The 20,179-nt window shown below is 55.0% G+C and carries 19 protein-coding genes; 4 read left to right on the plus strand and 15 right to left on the minus strand.

What is annotated here, in order from left to right:
- The first annotated feature begins 20 nt into the window (after positions 1 to 20).
- Complete coding sequence (locus AC2TCY_RS21040; protein ID WP_480850464.1) at positions 21 to 1,211, plus strand: alpha/beta hydrolase; 1,191 nt, start codon at positions 21 to 23, stop codon at positions 1,209 to 1,211.
- A 452-nt stretch (positions 1,212 to 1,663) separates the two neighbouring features.
- The gene (locus tag AC2TCY_RS21045) at positions 1,664 to 2,332 is read left to right on the plus strand and encodes a DUF1326 domain-containing protein (RefSeq protein WP_480850466.1); all 669 of its coding nucleotides are present in this window, start codon (positions 1,664 to 1,666) and stop codon (positions 2,330 to 2,332) included.
- Between the two features lie 602 nt (positions 2,333 to 2,934).
- Here the strand turns inward: AC2TCY_RS21045 and AC2TCY_RS21050 are convergent.
- The 6 genes from AC2TCY_RS21050 to AC2TCY_RS21075 all read right to left on the minus strand — a co-directional run bounded on the left by AC2TCY_RS21050 (position 2,935) and on the right by AC2TCY_RS21075 (position 8,426).
- A complete protein-coding gene (locus AC2TCY_RS21050) occupies positions 2,935 to 3,480 on the minus strand; it encodes a hypothetical protein (protein ID WP_480850468.1) in 546 nt (181 codons plus the stop codon).
- Between the two features lie 380 nt (positions 3,481 to 3,860).
- Entirely contained in the window at positions 3,861 to 4,847 is a 987-nt protein-coding gene (locus AC2TCY_RS21055; protein WP_480850470.1) for a zinc-dependent alcohol dehydrogenase family protein, read from the minus strand.
- Positions 4,848 to 4,930: 83 nt separating this feature from the next.
- Entirely contained in the window at positions 4,931 to 5,776 is an 846-nt protein-coding gene (locus tag AC2TCY_RS21060) for an enoyl-CoA hydratase/isomerase family protein (protein WP_480850472.1), read from the minus strand.
- Positions 5,777 to 5,868: 92 nt separating this feature from the next.
- Complete coding sequence (locus AC2TCY_RS21065) at positions 5,869 to 6,657, minus strand: SDR family NAD(P)-dependent oxidoreductase (RefSeq protein WP_480850474.1); 789 nt, start codon at positions 6,655 to 6,657, stop codon at positions 5,869 to 5,871.
- A gap of 12 nt (positions 6,658 to 6,669) precedes the next feature.
- Positions 6,670 to 7,635 (minus strand): LLM class oxidoreductase, encoded by a 966-nt coding sequence (locus AC2TCY_RS21070; RefSeq protein ID WP_480850476.1) that lies wholly within the window; start codon positions 7,633 to 7,635, stop codon positions 6,670 to 6,672.
- Positions 7,636 to 7,649: 14 nt separating this feature from the next.
- On the minus strand, positions 7,650 to 8,426 hold the full coding sequence (locus AC2TCY_RS21075) for a CmcJ/NvfI family oxidoreductase (RefSeq protein WP_480850478.1): 777 nt from the start codon (positions 8,424 to 8,426) through the stop codon (positions 7,650 to 7,652).
- 107 nt (positions 8,427 to 8,533) lie between these two features.
- On the opposite strand from AC2TCY_RS21075, the gene AC2TCY_RS21080 reads away from it, so the two are divergent.
- Positions 8,534 to 9,445: a LysR family transcriptional regulator gene (locus AC2TCY_RS21080; RefSeq protein ID WP_480850480.1), complete on the plus strand. Its 912-nt coding sequence runs from the start codon at positions 8,534 to 8,536 to the stop codon at positions 9,443 to 9,445.
- A 922-nt stretch (positions 9,446 to 10,367) separates the two neighbouring features.
- On the opposite strand, the gene AC2TCY_RS21085 is transcribed toward AC2TCY_RS21080, so the two are convergent.
- From AC2TCY_RS21085 to aptA, 8 genes are all read right to left on the minus strand, one after another.
- Complete coding sequence (locus tag AC2TCY_RS21085) at positions 10,368 to 11,030, minus strand: tyrosine-type recombinase/integrase (protein ID WP_480850482.1); 663 nt, start codon at positions 11,028 to 11,030, stop codon at positions 10,368 to 10,370.
- 199 nt (positions 11,031 to 11,229) lie between these two features.
- Positions 11,230 to 11,640: a universal stress protein gene (locus AC2TCY_RS21090; protein ID WP_171176310.1), complete on the minus strand. Its 411-nt coding sequence runs from the start codon at positions 11,638 to 11,640 to the stop codon at positions 11,230 to 11,232.
- Positions 11,641 to 11,781: 141 nt separating this feature from the next.
- Positions 11,782 to 13,074 carry a TRAP transporter large permease gene (locus AC2TCY_RS21095; RefSeq protein ID WP_170327520.1) on the minus strand — a complete coding sequence of 431 codons (1,293 nt, stop codon included), beginning with the start codon at positions 13,072 to 13,074 and terminating at the stop codon, positions 11,782 to 11,784.
- Positions 13,071 to 13,685 (minus strand): TRAP transporter small permease, encoded by a 615-nt coding sequence (locus AC2TCY_RS21100; protein WP_480850485.1) that lies wholly within the window; start codon positions 13,683 to 13,685, stop codon positions 13,071 to 13,073. Before AC2TCY_RS21100 ends, AC2TCY_RS21095 begins: the two co-directional genes overlap by 4 nt.
- 71 nt (positions 13,686 to 13,756) lie before the next feature.
- The gene (dctP, locus tag AC2TCY_RS21105) at positions 13,757 to 14,746 is read right to left on the minus strand and encodes a TRAP transporter substrate-binding protein DctP (RefSeq protein WP_480850497.1); all 990 of its coding nucleotides are present in this window, start codon (positions 14,744 to 14,746) and stop codon (positions 13,757 to 13,759) included.
- 104 nt (positions 14,747 to 14,850) lie between these two features.
- Complete coding sequence (ald, locus tag AC2TCY_RS21110; protein ID WP_480850487.1) at positions 14,851 to 15,960, minus strand: alanine dehydrogenase; 1,110 nt, start codon at positions 15,958 to 15,960, stop codon at positions 14,851 to 14,853.
- 25 nt (positions 15,961 to 15,985) lie between these two features.
- Positions 15,986 to 17,497 carry a CoA-acylating methylmalonate-semialdehyde dehydrogenase gene (locus AC2TCY_RS21115; protein ID WP_480850489.1) on the minus strand — a complete coding sequence of 504 codons (1,512 nt, stop codon included), beginning with the start codon at positions 17,495 to 17,497 and terminating at the stop codon, positions 15,986 to 15,988.
- A gap of 34 nt (positions 17,498 to 17,531) precedes the next feature.
- Complete coding sequence (gene aptA, locus AC2TCY_RS21120) at positions 17,532 to 18,827, minus strand: omega-aminotransferase AptA (protein ID WP_480850499.1); 1,296 nt, start codon at positions 18,825 to 18,827, stop codon at positions 17,532 to 17,534.
- A gap of 171 nt (positions 18,828 to 18,998) precedes the next feature.
- Between aptA and AC2TCY_RS21125 the strand changes: the two genes are divergently transcribed.
- Complete coding sequence (locus AC2TCY_RS21125; protein ID WP_480850491.1) at positions 18,999 to 19,565, plus strand: cupin domain-containing protein; 567 nt, start codon at positions 18,999 to 19,001, stop codon at positions 19,563 to 19,565.
- Between the two features lie 262 nt (positions 19,566 to 19,827).
- On the opposite strand, the gene AC2TCY_RS21130 is transcribed toward AC2TCY_RS21125, so the two are convergent.
- Positions 19,828 to 20,179, minus strand: a 352-nt coding sequence (locus AC2TCY_RS21130) for a tyrosine-type recombinase/integrase (protein WP_480850493.1), incomplete at its 5' end; no start/stop codon positions are given.

Genomic DNA, 20,179 nt, shown 5'->3' on the forward strand with positions numbered 1-20,179 from the left:
GATGAAGCTAGGGTTTATGCATGAACTACAGCTTCGAAGAATTCACGCTTGATACCGCCGGGCTTGAATTGCGGGTGCGCGGCACGCCGGTATCCATAGAGCCTAAGGTTCTGGAAATCCTAATCTATCTTGTTGAAAACCGGGATCATGTCGTTACGCGGGATGAGCTTGTTGCCTATGTCTGGAACGGGCGCATTGTGTCAGATGCAGCGATATCCAGCGGTATCAGCGCCGCGCGTCGGGCCCTGGGAGACAGTGGAAACGAGCAACGGTTTATTCGCACCTTTCACGGGCGCGGTTTTCGTTTTGCCTATAACGAAGTGTGCGAAGCTACCGGTGAGACGATAACTCGAAACGAACAGCCCGGTACTCAGACAAGTCAGAAGATTCAATTTTGTCACAGTTTCGACGGTACACGCATCGCGTATGCTACAGCGGGCTGCGGCCCACCGCTGGTCAAGGCAGCCAACTGGCTGAGCCACCTGGAATTTGATTGGGACAGCCCTATCTGGCGGCACTTGTTCCAGTTGCTATCACGCGGCAATTCATTTGTTCGATATGATGCGCGTGGCAATGGGCTTTCAGATTGGAATGTTAGCGATCACTCGCTTGAGAGGCAGTTGGAGGACTTCGAAGCCGTTGTCGATGCGGCAAATCTCGACCAGTTTTCCCTGATTGGCTTATCTCAGGGTTCCATTCGAAGCGTCGCCTATGCAGCACGATACCCTGATCGCGTGGATAAACTGATCCTGATTGGGGGATATGCTCAAGGATGGAAGTTACGCGACGATCCTAGTGGCCTTGCCTACAGGCATGCGGCACTTGATATGATCAAGCACTGGTGGGACAAGGAAAATATTGCAATCCGTCAGATGTTTACGAACATGTACATACCTGACGCCCCTCCGGATCTTCAGCAATTGTTCTCGGAAATGCAGCGCCGAATTATTTCCAAAGAAAACGCTGAAATCATGATGAAAGCGATGGCGGATGAAGATATCCGTCCACTTCTTCCAAAAGTTACGGCACCCACTTTGGTAATTCATGCCCGCAATGACACAGCGGCCCCCTATGGTCAGGGATTGGAGCTAGCTGCCGGTATTAGAGGAGCCGAATTTGTTACTCTGGAAACCGCGAACCATCACCTGTTGGCCAGTGACCCCGTTTGGAGACGATGTGAAACTCTAATCAGGGATTTCCTCGATGCATGAATGGTTCGGTGGCCGGTTGGCGATAACTTTGATGCAAAGTTTTGAACGCGACGCTTTTTATCAGCGACTGCATCTGTGCTTAAGCAGCCAGTTCCGCGAATTGACGAAACGGACTGAGCGCATCCATTGCATTCGGAGTTAGGAACGGCAGTTTTTGTACCGCACTGCGTGAGTTCACGGCCATCTCGTTCGCACAGCCGCGGCGAATGGCCGGTGTTGTAAAGCTGAGCCGCGGCAATAACCAGTGCGAAGAATGACAGCTATGGGCCGGGACCTGTTGCCGGCCCAATCGAAGATCGAGAAGTTGCTGCACCGTATCTGATGGCGGCAATGAGCCCATACCTGCCGTTCTGCTTCAGTTAAATTAGCTTGCCCCCGCCGTGGTCGGTGAGAACCTCCTCGATGTGCTATACTCGCGGAACATCCGGATCGGTAACAAGGGGGAGAGACCGATGACCGACAAATGGCTTTTCAAAAGCGAGACCTATGACAATTGCAACTGCGCTATCAACTGCGGTTGCCAGTTCAACTTGCCGACGACCTATGGGACATGCGAGTCCGCCTATGTTGGCGAGATTGTCGGGGGGCACTTCAACGACACGCCGCTGGAAGGGCTCCGCTGGTCTGCGATCTACAAGTGGCCGGGCGAGATTGCTGAGGGTAACGGAAAGGCGCTGATTGTCATCGACGAACGCGCCACTCCTGCACAGAGGGCGGCATTGGAGACAATCCTGCACGGCGAAAGCTGCGCACCGCTGAGCAACGTCTTCGCCGTTTTCGCCTCGACATGTTCGGAATTCTGCGAGACGCAGTTCCTGCCGATCCATCTGGAAAAGAATCTTGATGCCCGAACGGCCAAAGCCGAGATTCCGGGCATACTGACCAGCCGGGGGTACCCGCATATCAACGAGTTCACTGGCGAGACTTTCGACATCGCGCTCGCACGCAAGGCCGGTAGTATCGAGTTCACTTATGCGGAACTGGGCCTTGGCACGACCCAAGTCAAGGGCGAGATCGAGATGGCCTTTAAGGACACTTGGGCTCTCTTTGTTATCCACCATTTCGACCAAGACGGGCTGGTGCGCGAGCGACCGCGGCTGACGGCTTGGCTCGGGGCGTAGGATGCTTGCTTGTAGACTCTGAGTCTCTGACAAGACCCCAAGGGGTCACTGCGGTGTCTGCAACTGGCAGATGGTTCGCGCTAGAATTTAGACTGTATCGAAACAAGAAATGCCGGAAACCGTTTTTTGAAGAAGATCGGGCACACTATCGCTTCAAACGTGGGCTCTATGGTTTGCAATCCTGTCCCGCCGAAAGTCACTCATGTTCCTGATTTCTTTGCGCTCGTAACGTGTCCTTTCTGCCGCGAACAAAGAATCGTGTCGTACCACGACTTACAGAGTGCCGATCATCCGATTGATGGAACAGCCGAATGGGTTTGTTCGCCTTGCAAGGGAATAAAAACAATAGCGACGCACCAACTGACTTAACATACAGGCAACCGTATTGACGTCGGCTTTGTCCGCACAGCAGGCTTTGGGCTGTTAGAACCGGGGCAATGTCCTACTGAATATGTCAGATGACCGCTCTGAGCCCAAACTTACCGATGCTGCGGGATTAACGCATGTCCGCTATGAGCGCCTGAAGCTTCCCTATCGACTAAATGCTTGTTTTCTGCCGCAGGCATGAAGGTCCTCTAGCAAAGTGACCCTCTCAGACTTGATTACATCCAGTCTGCTAGAACGGCTTCAAGCGAGTTGGTTTCAGCGTTTTTGCCGTGCACTTCGATCAACATTTCTACCACATCAAACTGCGTAACGGCATGATCCAAATCCCAAGCCTTCAAGAATTCAGTATATAACGGCACAAAGCGCTTGTCTGCTAAGGCAAGGAGGGAGGCCGGTACCTCGCCGAATTGCGTCTCGTCGTGCTCGCTGATGCAACTGATCTGTGTGTCTTGGTTCTCTCTGATAAGTGCAACGACGCGCCCAAGCCAATCTGCAAGTGGTTTGCGCATGATTGGCATATCGACAAGTTTTTGCCATGCGGAGCGGAATTGATCTTCCCAAGGATTGAGCTCGGCGTCGCCAGGTCGCCATTTGCCGGAGACATCAATGGTGCAGTAGTAAAGGTCGCTGTCGCTTAGGCTCTCCTTGAAGAGTGTCAGCGCATCGTTGAGGTCTTTGGTCAATTGCTCGACGGAACCATCGTTTTGAACGCTGATGATGAGCGTCATACTGTCGGTGTCTATGTAAGGTTTTAGTGTCATATGATGCTCAGCTTAGGCTCGCTAACTCCAATGCTTGCTGCACCAAAGAGGCGTATTCTGGCACCAACTTGGCAAAACAGTGTCAACTCCGTGATGCCGTTGATTGCGATAGATTTACTTGCGGGCACGCATTCACAGTGTTTCTTGCCGCAGCAGCGAACGTACGCGAAGCGGAAGTTGGCGCCAAGAATGTGAAAGACGGGTTTGTCCGCAAGGCAGACGCTCAGCCAGTTTTGGCGAAGGTCCACTCCGAGCCCAAAGTAACCTATGCTGCAATTAGCACGAAAGTCAGCTAAGCACTGATAGACGGCATCAATTTCAGCTCAAACTGAGTTGGTGCGCATGGTCATTATGCGCGCACCAATCCCAGCCGATTCTTATCACAGCTCCAAAACGACTTTTCCGACCGCAGGTCCATTCGTCAGGTGAGCATGAGCTGCGCTGACATCGGCCCAACCAAACCTTTGCTCGTCAACAATTGGTTTAAGCCCGCCCGCATCTACAATGTCGGCCAGTATCCTCAGGATGTCACCATGGCTTTGCCGTCCGACATTGTGCATCATCGGGATCAACATGAAGACGACGTGCAGAGACAGACCTTTGAAATGCACAGGCGTCAAATCAATCTCGACCATCGCGACCGTTGAGGCGACATGGCCATTGAGCTTGGTGGCTTCGAACGAGTTCGTCATGTTCGGCCCACCTACGCTGTCGAAAACCACGTCGAAGCCTACACCACCGGTATGCTCAGCCACATAGTCCTGGACCTTTTGCGTTGTGAAATCCAGTGGACGCGCCCCGAGGCTCTCGATCATGGCCATCTGATCTGCACCGCGCCCTGTTGCTGACACTTTGGCTCCAAAGTGACGGGCGATTTGGATGGCAATATGACCAACGCCACCAGCACCGCCTTGCACCAGCACGGTCTGCCCTTCGCCAACACCGGCGCGGGTCAGCCCTTCGTAGGCGGTGATGCCGACGAGAGGCAGCGCTGCGGCTTCTGGCATGCTCAGCGTCTTGGGTTTGCGTGCAATCAGACGGGCGTCCGCCTTGATGTACTCTGCCAGAGCACCCGGCAGGTTCATCAATCCGCCGGCGCAGCCGTATACCTCATCGCCTATAGCAAAATCGGTTACACCTTCGCCAATTGCGACGACCGTACCGGCAAAGTCCATGCCAAGCACAGCGGGCAATGTGGGGGACAGGGGCAAGTCTGCGCCCATGCTTCGGATCATAGTGTCGACGGTATTGACACTGGTCGCGGCTACTTTGACGACCACATGTCCTGATGTTGCGACCGGGTCGGGCATTTCGGCAAGCTCGAACGGCGTGTCGGGGCCGTAAGACTTTAGAACCATTGCTTTCATTGGGGTATTCCTTTTTTTGACGAAGTGTCAGGCGCACATCGCAATAGCGCATGCCTGACGAGATCATGGTGTTGGAGCGCGGGTCAGTTTATGTTCTGAACTTGCATCACCAGGTCGCCCCATTTGCGCTGGTTTTCGATGTCGTGTTCCAGGCGCTGTTCATCCGCGATGGCGAAACGTTTGACAGCCGGGGTCTTGCTAGTGGCCTGATAAAGCCAATAGGCTTCGGCCTTCAGCGCCTCATCAATGGGTTTGTCGATGGATTCATAGACCATCTGCTTACAAGCATTGATCGACTCTGCCGGAAATTGTGCTATCCGCTCGGCCAGCGCGGTCACATACGGGCCAATTTCATCCGGCTCCAAAGCCTTGTTGATGGTACCCAAACGCTCTGCATCATCTGCGTCATAGTCTTGTGCGCTCAGAATGATTTCAAGCGCTTTGCCAAGGCCGGTCTGACGCGCCATGCGCGAGGCGCCGCCACCGCAGGGCAGGATGCCCATTCCGACCTCCATCTGCATGAACTTGTACTTTCCCCGCGCGGCAAACCGCATATCGAGCGCCAAGGCCAACTCATGCCCGCCACCGCGTGTAAACCCTTCCAGTTTTGCTATGGTGGCCTGCGGCACCTTGCTGATCCGCTCGCAAACCGACTGCAGATCTAAAAGCTGCGCCTCCTCACGGGATACCGCCTCAGTCGACATGTCCTTCAGCAGTTCGGTGTCGTAGTGGCAGACCCAGATTTCCGGGTTGGCGGATTGAAAGATCACCACCTTGGTGTCGCGATCGCGTTCCAGCCGCATGGCCAGACTGTTGAGGTCGGCCAGCATTTCCTGACCTTGCACGTTCACGGAGCCAAAGTTGAAAGTCACTGTGGCGATGCCGTTTCCAACGGCTACGTCAAAGGATTGAAAGTTCTCGTATTTCATCAGGCAGTCCTTTCTTGGGCCTCGACGCGGCATGCGCGAGGGGTAAGGGAGTGTTAAAGGTGGAAGTGCGTGGCGCTTTAGCGCCGCGCGGGTCAGTTGGTCTGGTTAATCAAACCTCTTATGGTGTTCATGACGCCGGCAGCGTGGCCATTGTCGAGAGCCGCCGCGTGCGGATCTGAGAACGTCCCGCTGTCATTGTCAAAATAGGCTCCCGAAGCATCAGCGAACCGCTCGCCCAGGGCCGCATCAATCAGGATATCAGCGCCTATGTTCATGTCGTTCCCAGCTAAGCCAAAGCCTTCTTTCACCATCTTTGAGGCCAAAAGTGATCCCGGATTCACAGCGAGCATGACCGGCGCATCGGATAGCGATTTGGCCCATTCCCGGGTCCAGATGGTGATTGCCAGCTTGCTTTGTGCGTAGGCTTCCATATCAGCCAGCGGGACATTGCCTTGCATGGCCTTGATGTTTACCGGGGCCTGTGCCGCCGATGAAAGGTTCACGACGCGTCCGTCAGCGGGAATGATGGGAAGTAGCAATTCGGTCAGCAGATATGGCGCAAGCGTGTTCACGACAAAGCGGATGTCCTGCCCATTCGCAAGAACGGTTTGAGGGGCTTTCAGCACACCTGCGTTGTTGATCAACACATCCAGTTTGTCATGTTTGGCCAGTACACTTTCGGCCAGTTCTTGCACCGCATTCAGATCGCTCAGATCAGCAGCATAAGACTCGACATCACCGCCGACTGCGGCCGTTGCAGCCTCCAGTTTGGGCGCACTTCGACCATGCAAGAGCACCTTGTGGCCGTCGGCTGCCAGTTTTTTTGCCGTGAGCAAGCCAATGCCGTCGGTTGATCCTGTGATAAGAATAGTCTTGGTCATTGGTTTGATCCTTTAGGAAAAGTCAGGCAGCAAAGTTTCTGCCAATTGTTCGAGGGTTTCGTCGATGTGTGCTTGATTAAACCTTAGGTTCAGTGCGACGTGATTGACCCCGAGCGTTTTTATTTCACGTAGATAGCTTCGAATAAAATCAGTGCCAGACTGAAAGCCAAGGTGGATCGGGCGCGGCGGCGCGGCGGGATCGGCAACGACATCGACATAAAGCGATTGCATGACAGGCTTATCTGGTTGGCCCGCTGCCTTCACACGCCTCCGGTAGTCCGCGATGACCTGCCCCTGAGCTGCTGCATTGCGCGGATAGGTCATCCAACCGTCTCCGTTCTGCGCCACCCAATCGGGTGTTTGCTGGCTACCGCCGGTAATGAGCATCGGTAGACGGGTACCGTGCGGCTTTGGCAATAGGTCAATTCCGCCAGACAGCGTGCCATGCCCGCTTTCATGCGTAGGATAGTCAGATCCAACAGCGCGGATGTATTCCAAGCTATCGCGGAAACGTGCCCCACGGTCATCATAGCTCTGGTTCATCGCCGGGTACTCCTCGGGACGGTCACCGGAAGCAACGCCCAACAGTAGCCGCCCACCCGAGAGCACATCTGCGGTCGATGCGGCCTTGGCGACATGTGCGGGGTGACGCAATGGCAGGATCACACTCGATGTTCCAAGCGCAATCCGATCCGTCGCCGTTGCCAGTGCGCCCAGATAGACAAATGGATCGAAAACTTGCCCGGGGTCACCGAAGCTTGGAACATTGAAGGGTACGTCGCGCAGCCATAGTGCTGCAAACCCGAGATCTTCTGCTCTCCGAGCCGCTTCCAGATGACCACGCAGCGTCGGCTCTGTACCGACTGCGTATGCTTCGAGCGGCAACACAAGGCCAACGCTCAGCCGCCCAGGGCGAAACACCCGGTTGTAGGCCAAATTGATTTGGGCAAAATCAGTAGGCTGCATTTCATCCAACATGTCTCAGGCCCCCTTTAATAACGCACCAAAGTGCGGCTCTCGATGCTTTTGCGAATGGTAGTGACGTTTGGATCCTCGACCATATCGAGCGCGCTGTGCGCAATCGACGGTAGTCCCTGATTGTCATAGATATTGAAGATCGCCACCTCACCCGGCGTCATTTTGGACTGATAGACCCACTTATGGTCGGGATTTCCCACCAACCCCATGATTTGTCCCTTGCGGTCGGGATAGATCAGGTCCAGTAGAATCCAGTCAGAGGGGTCAACCGATGACGGGCGTACAAAGCCAAGTGGCGCTGAATTGATAGGGTGATCCACAGGCCGCCACACATTAACAAAAGCATAGTGACCTTGCGCCCATTTCGCTGCGGCCTCGGCTCCCAGCAGATCGGTGAGGCGCTGTTCGGCTCCGCCCTTGCTGTAGTCACTGTGGACATTGCGCGCGGGTGCGCGCGTCGCATCGGGGTCGTCCATGCGAACTGTGTGATCAAAAACTACAACCTCTCGCGCACCCAGCTTCTCCACAAGCATCGCCGTCAGTTCCGCATCGTATATTGGTTGCCAGACGTCTCCTACAAAGTTTCGGACCTGCGTTTTCAGTGGCGTAAATTCAATGGCATCAGACGCAAATGAAACTGAAGTAGTCGTCGCGCGGTTGTCAGCCAGCGCAACAGATGTCGGTGCCAGCTCGGGGGAAATCAGGTTTCCCGCAATCCCGCCTGCATCTAGTTCAAAGGCTTGCCGATAGGGCTTGTGAACATGGTAGTTGACTGTGGCTGTTCGTGTCATTTGCGCCTCCCGCCTAAGCTCTGTTGCGTCCATGAAAAGGATTTAACGCTGACGAAATTGCAGATAAACTGCCAACTTGCGGATTAATAATTCGGGTTTTGAATATAATGGGTCTCGACACAGACGCGCTCCGATTGTTTGTAAAGGCGGCAGAAATGCTGAACATCAGTGCTGCGGGGCGCGCGTTGGGCATGGCCCCAGCCGTTTCCAGCGCAAAACTCGCAAAGTTGGAACAGAGCCTGGGTTCCGAACTTCTGCACCGCACGACGCGAAAAGTGTCGCTGTCGCTCGAGGGTGCCGATTTCCTGCCCTTCGCCCGCGAGATCATCGCGCAGGAAGAGGCCGCACTTACTGCTCTAGGCAAGCAGAGAACAACCATCAAGGGCACGTTGCGCTTCGCTGCGCCAAGCAGTTTTGCACAGCTCTACATCGCGCCAATCTTGCCTAAGTTCCTTGAACAGCACCCCGACCTCACCCTTGATCTGCGCCTGTCGGATGTGCAGTTCGACTTGATCGAAGGAAGCTATGATTTAGCACTCAGGAACGCGCCACTTGTCGACACCAGCCTGAAGGGCCGCAAACTGGCTGATGACCAGCGTATTCTTTGTGCCGCGCCACACTACTTCGACACGCACGGTGTTCCCGATACACCAGCCGATTTGACAAACCACCATCTGATCGCTTTTCAAGACCGCCAACCGCGGCCACTTACAGGACCGGCAGGCGAGAACGCCATTTTCGATCCCGCATCAGCCAAAGGTCAATTGATTATCGATGACGGTCAATGCCAGGTCCGCGCCACACTAGCCGGAGCCGGTATTTCCTTGAACGCTCTATGGAGCGTGCATGACCAACTGAAGTCAGGCCGTTTGATACGGGTTCTTCCAAACTTTGAGGCCAGTGAAGACAATGTCTTGTGGCTGATCTATCCCAAGTCCAACGTGCTGTCCCCCAAAGTGCGGGTGTTCATGGACTTTCTGGTCGCTGAGATTGGCGCAAAGCCTCCTTGGGAAACATGAGCGCAAAGTATAGGTCAAGCGCGCTTTCAGACATCCTGACGCCAAGGTCGGAGACCAGGCGCTAAGCGGACATGCCTTGTCCAATCGCATTAGCCTGGTTTGTCCGCGATCTGAGTTCGCTGACGACAAAACCGTGCACTCGCGGCGAATGTCGGGAAAGCGGGCTGCGACCGCAGAATCTTGACAGTGGGGCGAAGGTCCGGAATGGGCCGTCCTCATCGTAGCTAGGCGGTTCTAACCAACAGGTGCTGCGTTTCTCTCCGATGTCAGCATCGAGCCCCTAGCTGACGCAGCCAAAGGCGCTAAGATCGAGGCAAATTCGATATGAGCACAGAATCGATGTTGTTGAGCTGGAAAACTATATCTGAAATCTATGAGTGTGTGATCAGCGGCAGTTGTTCGTTGGAAGATGCCGACAGATGGGGCTGTTCAGTCATGAACGCCAACGACTTAGGAGACTTAGAGTTTGAACCAGAGAAAGACAAAGCTGACCTGTGGGAAGCTGCAATATTCCTCTTTGGCATTGATCTGCAGTACGCTCCGGGAGAGTATCTCCACTCCGTGGAGCAGGTGTCGCACGTATACGAGCAAAGGTGGAAGTCTAGGTTCGCTTAGTCCGCATAGCTACGTCCATGGCTCCAAAACACTGCATCTCTGATTAATAAAGTCCGCTTCCGGTGCTTTGCCGCCGTCACTGAGGCCTAGTGATGCGCTAGCAGCGAAGGTCTGCTTGGTGGCCTCTCTTGCCTTGCCCAACAGATTGCAGGCCCAGCGAATGTCGGCAAGGTCCGCGAACTATAAACTCGTCGCTTCTGGGATTTTGCACACGCGGCGAATGTCTCCTCTGACGGGCCGCACCGCGGCATCGAATCTCTCCTACGGATGACCGCAATGGGCCGCCAACGAAAGCGGCCCGTAGTATTCAGATTTCAATTGCCTCTGCTATGGCAAGTGCATCCTCAAGCTCAACACCGAGATACCGAACGGTACTGTCCATCTTTGTGTGCTCGAGTAAGAGCTGCACCGCGCGCAGATTGCTCGTCTTTTTGTAAACTTGGGTGACCTTGGTCCGCCGCATTGAATGTGTGCCATAATCGCTTGCTTCCAAACCTATAGACGTGACCCAATCACGTACGATCCGAGCATACTGGCGCGTTGAAATGTGTAAGCGCTCATGAAAACGCCCTCGCCAAAGGTACTCAGACCCGACCAGGAGCTCGTCTTCCATCCACCTCTCGACTGAGCTCCGAGTTCCTTCAGAAATCTCGAAGCGGACCGGTTTCTGAGTTTTGCTTTGCAGCACCGAAGCCCGCTCTTTGATCTGACCAGAAGCCATGATGTCAATGACTTTCATCTTCACCAAGTCACAGCCGCGCAACTTACTGTCGACGGCCATATTGAAGAGAGCGAGGTCGCGATGGTTTTCTGCGAGCTCTAATCTTACTCGAATTGCCCAGACGTGTTTGGGTTTTAACAGCCGTTTCTGACCGACGATGCGTCCCTTATTCCAAGCTGGGCGAAGCGCGAATGGCAAGTAAGTTTGGTGTTTCCATAACTGATCCTCCGATCCGCCATGCCCGCCCACAACGACAACCCGACGTTGACGAAAGAGGATATCACAGGATGCCGCGTTGCCGCCGAGGTCGGCTGTGAGCCCTACCTCTCAAATGCCGCAAAGTGAAACTCTTTAAGGTACGCCAAAATTAGACCTAGGTCGCCGTGAGACGTGCTTATCACCGCAGATTTCACAGGGCAAAGTTGCTAACATGTTGCGGGTGCCAGCGTCACAGACGTAGTACATGCACCGAACACTGAGCATGGCGAACAACGAGAGCAGCCGTGGAACCCAAAAAGAACTCTTTCATCCCAGGTTTATGTGAAGCGAGGACGATACAGTCGATGCCATGTTTGTTGGCGTATTCGGTGATTGCGCGACCTGCCGATTGGCTCTCGAGCAGGATAGACGACACGTCGGTCTCACTTGTTAGGCGCTCGGCCAAGCGCGCCTTTGCTTTTTGGAGCGATTTTTCTGCGATCCCTTCATCCATATAGTACATTATCTGTCTATTTGGGGGCTCATGGATATGCGCGGCAGTGATTTTTCCACCTTCGGATACAAGGGCATGTGCCGCCGCAAGCGCGTGTTCACTGATGCCATGCTCCAGAGACAGCGCGACTAGAATATTTTTGTACATTTTAAACCTCCGTATTTAGGTTTTCAGTTTTCTTCTGCGAACTGGCCTCTCCCACTTCATCTTTAGGAGGGCGCTCAGGCACCCCAGCCGTAAGGTTGGGGTGCGTGCTATTTCGTCTTGAGCTTTTGCGCTTTCTTGCCACTACCGGCTGAGCAGGAGATCAGGCAGGAAGAGAGCCAACTCTGGGACAAAAGTCGTCAGCATCAGCGTCGGAAGCCAGGCAAACACTATGAAGATCAAAGTCGGCCACAGCATGCGCGAAACCGGCTCATCGCAGACCTGAGCGCCAAGATAGAGCAGCGGCGCTGTCGGAGGCGTAATGTTTGCCATCCCCAGGTTCACGCCAATCACAGCCGCAAAATGGATCGGATCCATGCCAGTGCTCTGAGCGATAGGCAGCAAGATTGGTGTAGCCAGAAGCAGACCCGAGATGTCGTCCATCAGCATTCCGATCAGGATCATCACGACGTTGATCATCAACAGGATCACAATTGGGTTGTCCGACACGGAATAGACCAAATCCTTGGCCAGCTGGGGGGCGCCCTGCGAAATCAAGTTATCCGACACGATCAGAACCATGAAAATCATGACCATGACCACGCCAATCGTAACGCCTGAGTTCTGGATGGTCTGAGCCAGCGTTTTCCACGTCAGTCCACGATAGAAGTAAATCGCGATCGGGATCGAGTAGACCACGGCGATCCCGGCGGCCTCGGTCGGTGTCATGATCCCGCCATAGATCCCACCGAGAATGATAAGCGGCATCATCAACGCAGGCCCGGCCAATCGTGCCTGTACTCCAAATGTCGGCAAAAACGGCTTTGGACGCTCTGTCAGATTGATGTCGTGGTACTTCCGCAGCATGAACTGATTGACCACAATCAGAAGCGTGATCAGGATGATCGCGGGAATGACCGTGGACAAGAAGCATTTCAGCACGTGCTGTTGGGCGACCCAACCGTAGAGGATGTGCGACGAACTGGGCGGGATCAACAGGCCCAGCGGGCTTGCGGCCACAATCAGCGCAGCCGATTGCCCCCCCGGATAGTTGGCCTTTTTCAGATGGGGCATCATGATGCCGCCAATACAAGTCAGCGTCGCATTCGCACTGCCGGAGATGGAGCCGAACACACCGCAGGCCAGTACCCCTGCCGCGCTCAATCCACCTTTGATATGGCCAATGAACATTTCAGCCAGAGAGACCAGAGGGGCGGCAATTTTACCTTTTTCCATGATGCCGCCGGCGATCATGAAGAGCGGGATCGCCAAAAGCACCAATGAACGGATGCCAGTAGAGCCGGTCGGCAGGTAGCCGGTGATGGATTGATCTCCAACAATTGCGATGAAAATCAAGACCGATCCGAATGCCACGTAAACGCTCACGCCCAACAGGAGCATAAAGCAGACAATAAGGAGACTTCCTCCGATGATCATTGGGTTTCTCCTTTTTGCATTTCTGATCTCAAGGGAAGACCAAGCCCTTTGCGGATATGCACGTACAAATATGCCGCCGTGAACGTTGCCATGAGGCCAAAGGCAATCATGATTGCAATCCGCCAGGTCACAAATGGAATGCGCAGCACCGGCGTTGCGCGCAGTCGCGGGAATGAGAAGTCATCAAGCAGCGAAACGTAGCACGCATACATGAGAAACAGGATCACCAGGACCTCGACGGTCAGGACGACAAAGCCGCGCCACCAGATCAACCGAGGGTTTTGGATCACAATGCCCAGAATGTCCGCGTTGATATGCAGGTTGCGGGCAGAGGCCAGAACAGCGCCTGCAAAAAAACCGATGATGCTGATGCCCAGAAGCCATTCTTCGTAGGCGAAGAGATCGCCACCAAATCCGTACCGGATGACAACAACGGCCCCAAATGTGAAGGCCATCAGAAAGCCGGCAAACATGACGATCTGTCTCATGACAAAGGCCACTGCTTTCAACGGATACCCAATTACAACCGGCAACTCGTCGGTGATTTTTTGCGAGCTCTTCTTCTCTGCGCTTTCTACGATTAGTAGATGCTCAGCTTCTGAAGCAGACATCTTTCTCCCTCCCTTTGTTGAGCCAAAGACCAAAAAAGGGCCAACTGCTTTGCTGGCCCTTCTCTTGGTGTTTATTGTTGCTCTTTCGCGGCCAGCAGGCGGTCAATGATGTCCTGACCGACATTTTGCGCCATCGCGGGCCAAACCGTTTCTTGAACATGAGTGGCCATTGCAGCCTGTTCTTCGTCGCTCAGGCGCAGGATGGTGTAGCCTTTGTCGAGCAGTTTCTGACCGAATACTTCGTCGTTCTCACGGTTGTAGGCAAAGAAGTCCTCGGACGCCTTGGTCATTGCGGCCTGCAACGCGGCACGCTGTTCGTCGTTCAACTTGTCGAGTGTCCGCTGCGACGCATAGAACGTTGTCAGTTCCGAGATCGAGTTGTACTCGACAAAATGGGTGCCAACATCCGACTTGGCGAAGATCGAGTAGGTCGCGGTCTTGGTGCAGCAGATTGCCCCATCGACAATGCCGGCCTGAAGTGCGGGGAAGATGTCGCCCCATGCCATGGTGGTCGCCTGGTAACCCAGTTCTTCGACCATCGACTTCACGACGCTGGAAGACCAGACGCGAATGTTCATGCCTTTGTCGTCAAAAGTATTCCAGTTCTCGGGCTCTTGCGACGAAACGATGCCGATGAACCCTTCAGGATTCTGCGCCATGACGCGGACGCCGTATTCGTCCGTGATCTCCTGAAGGATGGTGTTGAACTCGGAATCCATGTTGAGAAGCGTGCTTTCCATGTCATCCCAGCCGCCTAGCAGGAACGGCATTGACAGGAATTCCAGGCGCGGATCGGTGTCGGCATAGATGAACGCTGATGCCAGGTCGATATTGCCGCGTGCAACATCTTCGAACAGAGCTTCACCAGAACCCAACTGGTTTGCCGGAAAGACTTCTACCGTCAGTCCAACATCCGCAGCTGCAACATCCGCTGCGACCTGTTCCATCATTTTTGTGCCTTGGTGATCGATCGGGAACACGCCAGCAAAGCGCAGTGTCATGTCTTCCGCTGCAGCGGTCGTTGAGAGTGTGGTTGCAGCAAGCAAAGCCGCGCCACCCATCGCGCCGAGAGCGCGGCGGTTAATCTTCGTAATCATAAAGGTTTCCTCCTCAGTGGTGGGGGTCCCGCCGCATTACGCACGGCGGGACATTTCTTTGCTTCAATTCAGCAAAGTTCCGGGGCGATGAACTCGTATCCAAGATCATCGGCCACAGCCTTGTACGTCACCTTCCCGTGAGCCACGTTCAGGCCGTTCATCAGGTGACGATTGTTTGCGAGCGCTTGCTGCCACCCATTGTTGGCAATAGCCAGAGCGTGCGGCAGCGTGACGTTGTTCAGTGCATAGGTCGACGTTCGGGCGACTGCGCCCGGCATGTTGGCGACGCAGTAATGAACAACATCGTCGACAACATAGGTGGGCTCTGCGTGAGTGGTGGCTTTGGACGTTTCAAAGCAGCCGCCCTGATCGATCGCCACGTCCACGACAACCGCACCGGGTTTCATTTTCGAGATCAGCTCGCGCGAGACCAGCTTGGGCGCAGCGGCGCCCGGGATCAGAACCGCGCCAACAACCAGATCCGCATTGGTGACTTCTTCCTCCAGCGCAGCTTTGGTCGAATAGACAACCTTGGCCGAGGCCTCGAAATGGTTTTCCAGCTTCTCCAGAACCGCAGGGTTACGGTCCAGAATGGTCACGTCCGCGTGCAGGCCGACAGCCATCTGAGCCGCGTTGAAACCAACGACGCCACCGCCGATGACCACAACTTTGCCCGGCTTGACGCCAGGCACGCCGCCCAGCAATACGCCCAGACCACCTTTGGCCTTTTCCAACGCGCTGGCCCCGGCCTGGATCGACATGCGACCGGCAACCTGGCTCATCGGTTTTAGCAGGGGCAGACCGCCATTGTCGTCGGTGACGGTCTCATAGGCGATGCAGACCGCGCCCGAATTGACCAGATCTTTGGTCTGCTCTGGATCGGGAGCCAGATGCAAATAGGTATAAAGGATCTGGCCTTCGCGCAGCATGGCGCGCTCAACGGCCTGAGGTTCCTTCACCTTCACGATCATCTCTGCATTGGCAAAGATATCGGCCGCAGTTTCCGCAATCTCGGCACCCGCCGCACGATAGGCGTCGTCATCTGCGCCAATGCCAGACCCGGCATTGGTTTCAACGATGACGTTGTGGCCATGTGAAACCAGTTCCGCAACGCTTTCGGGGGTCAGGCCGACCCGATATTCATGGTTCTTGATTTCCTTGGGAACACCAATGAACATGTTCTTCACTCCTTGGATCGGATGATCATTTTGCCGTTGGCATGACGAACTCGGCACCTTCGGAGATGCTTTCAGGCCAGCGCTGCATGATGGATTTCTGCTTGGTGTAGAAACGGACGCCTTCTTCGCCGTAGGCGTGCATGTCGCCGAACAGGCTCTTCTTCCAGCCGCCAAAACCATGCCAGGCCATCGGAACCGGGATCGGAACATTGACGCCGACCATGCCGACCTGAACCTGCTTGCCGAACTCTCGTGCAACGTTGCCGTCGCGGGTGAACAGTGACACGCCGTTGCCGAACTCGTGGTCGTTGATCAGTTGCAGGCCTTCCGCGAAACTCGAGACGCGGACGCAGGACAGAACCGGGCCGAAGATCTCTTCCTTGTAGATCTTCATGTCGGGGGTGACGTTGTCGAACAGGGTGCCACCAAGGAAATAGCCTTCCTCGTGCCCTTCGACGGTATAGTCGCGGCCATCGACCAGCAGATCCGCACCTTCTTCGACGCCAGAGTCGATATACCCTTTGATCCGATCCCGCGCGACGGCGGTGACAATCGGACCCATCTCGGCGTCCAGCTCAAGACCGTTTTTGACCTTCAAGGTTTCGGCGCGTTCTTTCAGGACCGGCATCAGCTTGTCGGCGGCATCGCCGACCAGCAGGGCAACCGAGATCGCCATGCAGCGCTCTCCGGCCGAGCCATAGGCCGCGCCGATCAGTGCGTCGGCTGCCTTGTTCATATCGGCGTCGGGCATCACCAGCATGTGGTTCTTTGCGCCACCCAGCGCCTGAACGCGCTTACCGTGCCGCGCACCGACTTCGTAGATGTAGTTGGCAATCGGCGTCGAGCCGACGAAGGAAATGGCTTTGACGTCGTCGTTCTCCAACAGCGCATCCACGGCGACCTTGTCACCCTGAACGACGTTGAACACACCGTCTGGGAATCCGGCCTTCTGCATCAGATCCGCGTACAGCAGGGCGGCTGACGGATCGGTCGGCGACGGCTTCAGGATAAAGGTATTGCCTGCGGCGATGGCGATCGGGAACATCCACATCGGCACCATGACCGGGAAGTTGAAGGGAGTGATCCCGGCGACAACACCCAACGCCTGACGCGTGGTCCAGTTGTCCATACCGGTGGAGACCTGCTCCGTGTAATCGCCCTTGAGGAGTTGCGGAATGCCGCAGGCAAACTCGATGATATCAATACCGCGCTCAACCTCGCCTTGGGCGTCGGTGAACACCTTGCCGTGCTCGACCGTGATGGCGCGGGCCAACTCGTCCTTATGTTCGCGCACCAAGGCCAGGAAGTTGTTCATCAGACGTGCGCGGCGGATCGGAGGCGTGTTCGACCACTTGGGAAATGCTGCTTTGGCGGCAGCAACCGCATCGTCAACTGTCTGTACAGTCGCCAGCGACACCTCACCGGTTTGAGCGCCGGTTGCGGGATTGAAAACCGGCTGAGTATTCTCACCGGAAGGAGCAGTGATTTGGCCATTAATGTAGTGGCCGATCAACGCGATCGGGGATGCATCTTTCATGATGTCAGTCCTTTTTGGGGTTAGTGGTCAGAGGTCATGGCAGGTCAGCCAATACCTCTCCAAGCGTTTGACAGAGCGTCGCTATTTCAGGTTCAGAGATGATCAGCGGTGGCGACAGGGCAATGATGTCGCCAGTGACACGGATCATGATTCCAGCGTCCCAGGCGCGCTTCATGGCGTCATAGCCCCGCGCGCCCGGAGCGCCGTCACGTGGCGCGAGTTCGATAGCTCCGACAAGGCCCAGATTGCGAATATCAATGACATTCGGCAGGCCTTTGAGGCTGTGAAGCTGATCTTCCCAAGGCTGAGAAAGCAGCGCGGCGCGGCGGAACAAATCATTCTGTTTGTAGCTTTCCAGAGTCGCCAGCGCTGCGGCACAAGATACCGGGTTGGCGGAATAGGTGTAGCCATGGAACAGTTCAATCGGCGCATCGGCGTTTTCCATAGCCGATGCATAGATTTTGTCAGAAACGATCACGGCACCCATCGGAATAACGCCGTTGGTCAGGCCTTTGGCGGTGGTGATGATGTCGGGCTTCACATCGAAATACTCCGATGCAGTCGCGGCCCCCAAACGACCAAAGGCGGTGATGACCTCGTCGAAAATCAGCAGAATGCCATGGCGGTCGCAGATTTCTCGTAGCCGCTTCAGATATCCTTTTGGCGGCAGGAGAACACCTGTAGACCCGGCCATCGGCTCAACGATCACAGCTGCAATCGTCGACGCATCGTGAAGCGCAACCAGTCGTTCCAGATCATCCGCCAGTTCCGCACCGTATTCCGGGCAACCGCGTGAGAATGCGTTTTTCTCCAGATCATGTGTGTGACGCAGGTGATCAACGCCGGTCAGAAGCGTGCCGAAATGCATGCGATTCTTGACGATACCGCCAACCGAGATGCCACCAAACCCTGTGCCATGATACCCGCGCTCGCGCCCGATCAGGCGGGTGCGCGCTCCATCGCCGCGCATCCGGTGGTAATGCAGCGCTATCTTGAGCGCCGTATCAACGGACTCGGATCCTGAGTTGGTGAAGAAAGCGTGGTTCATTCCCTCAGGCATCATCGCGGTCAGCTTTGCCGACAACTCAAACGCCTGAGGGTGGGAGAACTGGAAGTTCGGGGCGTAATCCAGCTCGTGCACCTGTTTCTGTACCGCTTCAACGATCAGCGGATCACGGTGACCTGCGTTGACGCACCATAGCCCAGCGGTACCATCCATGACCTTACGGCCATCGGAACTGGCGTAGTACATCCCTTCGGCCGACTGGATCATTCGGGGTTCGCGAAGGAAATCACGATTGGCCGAAAACGGCATCCAAAACGATGACATTGTGTTGGGTTGATCGAGCACGTCTATTCCTCGTGAAGCAGATTTTTATTTGATGTAAGATACTTGCAGAGTTCACGCTCTCCGCACACCCGGCTTTATGGGAATCTGTAAGTTGTTGAAAAACAGACTGTGCCCGCCTAAAGTGCTTTCGATCAAAAGCAGGAAATCGCGATGGCTGACTCTTCGACATCTGACCTGGAAACTGCTCGACGACTAAGATTGATTCGAACCTCAAAGGGCCTCAGCCAGCGCGAGATGGCCAAGCGCGCTGGAGTAGGTAGCGGGACAATTTCTCAAATTGAAAGCGGTTCGACCCAACCTTCTGTAGCGTTGCTCAAGAAGATTCTCGCGGGCGTTGATATCAATCTTGGCTTCTTTTTCAGCTTCGAGCTGAAGAACGAGGACAGCTTCTATTTCCCTCAAAGCAGCATGCGAGATTTGGGATCGCCCGGTGTTTCCTATTTGTTGGTTGCAGGAGAGCGTAGAAACCGAAAGCTGCAGATGCTGATTGAGGAGTACGATGTCGGCGCTGACTCGGGCCGAGCTGAACTGTCGCACGAAGGGGAGGAATGTGCGGTTGTGATTGAAGGCCGTCTTGAAGTGACGGTAGATGGCCAGTCCAGGGTGCTAGGCCCCGGAGACGCATATTATTTCTCGAGTATACTGCCACATAAGTTTCGGAATGCTGGAGACACGCCTTGCAAAGTTGTTAGCGCATGTACTCCTTCATCGTTCTGATGATTAGAAAGATCCCTATTCATGTTGTGTCTTTTGGACCGCGGGACAGACCCAGCTGATGATCGTTTCAGACTGAGTAAATCGAATCGACATTCACAAGCCTGTACTAAATGTCGACTTTATTGCGCTAATTCAGACGCAGGCGGGCCCATTTTAGGTTTCGCGCCCGTAGGGAATGTCTCCTTTGACGGGCCGCACCGCGGCGATGACGCTTGCCGTCCAGTGGCAGCAATGGGCCGCCCGTGAAAGCAGCCCGGAGGCATTAGATTTCAATAGCTTCCGCTACGGTTAAGGCGCCCTCAAGCTCAACGCCGAGATACCGAACTGTGCTGTTCATCTTAGTATGGCTGAGCAAGAGTTGTATTACGCGCAGATTGCCCGTCTTCTTGTAAATCTGGGTGACCTTAGTTCTCCGCATTGAATGTGTGCCGTAAGCGCTCGCCTCCAACCCAATGGACGTCACCCAATCACATACGATCCGTGCGTACTGGCGGGTAGAGATATGCGGGCGCTCATGAAACCGCCCAGGCCACAGGTATTCTGAACCGATCATGAGTTTGTCTTCCATCCACTGCTCGACGGAGGCGCGCGTCCCTTCAGATATTTCGAAGCGC

It is taken from the genome of Ruegeria sp. HKCCD7181, from assembly GCF_057221055.1.

Excerpts from the sequence above, each read along its gene's own strand:
- AC2TCY_RS21045 (WP_480850466.1), top strand. The coding sequence starts at position 1,664 with ATGACCGACAAATGGCTTTTCAAAAGCGAGACCTATGACAATTGCAAC.
- AC2TCY_RS21095 (WP_170327520.1), bottom strand. The coding sequence starts at position 13,074 with ATGATCATCGGAGGAAGTCTCCTTATTGTCTGCTTTATGCTCCTGTTG.
- AC2TCY_RS21080 (WP_480850480.1), top strand. The coding sequence starts at position 8,534 with ATGGGTCTCGACACAGACGCGCTCCGATTGTTTGTAAAGGCGGCAGAA.
- AC2TCY_RS21090 (WP_171176310.1), bottom strand. The coding sequence starts at position 11,640 with ATGTACAAAAATATTCTAGTCGCGCTGTCTCTGGAGCATGGCATCAGT.
- aptA (WP_480850499.1), bottom strand. The coding sequence starts at position 18,827 with ATGTCATCGTTTTGGATGCCGTTTTCGGCCAATCGTGATTTCCTTCGC.
- AC2TCY_RS21040 (WP_480850464.1), top strand. The coding sequence starts at position 21 with ATGAACTACAGCTTCGAAGAATTCACGCTTGATACCGCCGGGCTTGAA.
- AC2TCY_RS21060 (WP_480850472.1), bottom strand. The coding sequence starts at position 5,776 with ATGAAATACGAGAACTTTCAATCCTTTGACGTAGCCGTTGGAAACGGC.
- AC2TCY_RS21050 (WP_480850468.1), bottom strand. The coding sequence starts at position 3,480 with ATGACACTAAAACCTTACATAGACACCGACAGTATGACGCTCATCATC.
- AC2TCY_RS21070 (WP_480850476.1), bottom strand. The coding sequence starts at position 7,635 with ATGTTGGATGAAATGCAGCCTACTGATTTTGCCCAAATCAATTTGGCC.
- AC2TCY_RS21100 (WP_480850485.1), bottom strand. The coding sequence starts at position 13,685 with ATGTCTGCTTCAGAAGCTGAGCATCTACTAATCGTAGAAAGCGCAGAG.
- AC2TCY_RS21125 (WP_480850491.1), top strand. The coding sequence starts at position 18,999 with ATGGCTGACTCTTCGACATCTGACCTGGAAACTGCTCGACGACTAAGA.
- AC2TCY_RS21075 (WP_480850478.1), bottom strand. The coding sequence starts at position 8,426 with ATGACACGAACAGCCACAGTCAACTACCATGTTCACAAGCCCTATCGG.
- dctP (WP_480850497.1), bottom strand. The coding sequence starts at position 14,746 with ATGGGTGGCGCGGCTTTGCTTGCTGCAACCACACTCTCAACGACCGCT.
- ald (WP_480850487.1), bottom strand. The coding sequence starts at position 15,960 with ATGTTCATTGGTGTTCCCAAGGAAATCAAGAACCATGAATATCGGGTC.
- AC2TCY_RS21065 (WP_480850474.1), bottom strand. The coding sequence starts at position 6,657 with ATGACCAAGACTATTCTTATCACAGGATCAACCGACGGCATTGGCTTG.
- AC2TCY_RS21055 (WP_480850470.1), bottom strand. The coding sequence starts at position 4,847 with ATGAAAGCAATGGTTCTAAAGTCTTACGGCCCCGACACGCCGTTCGAG.
- AC2TCY_RS21115 (WP_480850489.1), bottom strand. The coding sequence starts at position 17,497 with ATGAAAGATGCATCCCCGATCGCGTTGATCGGCCACTACATTAATGGC.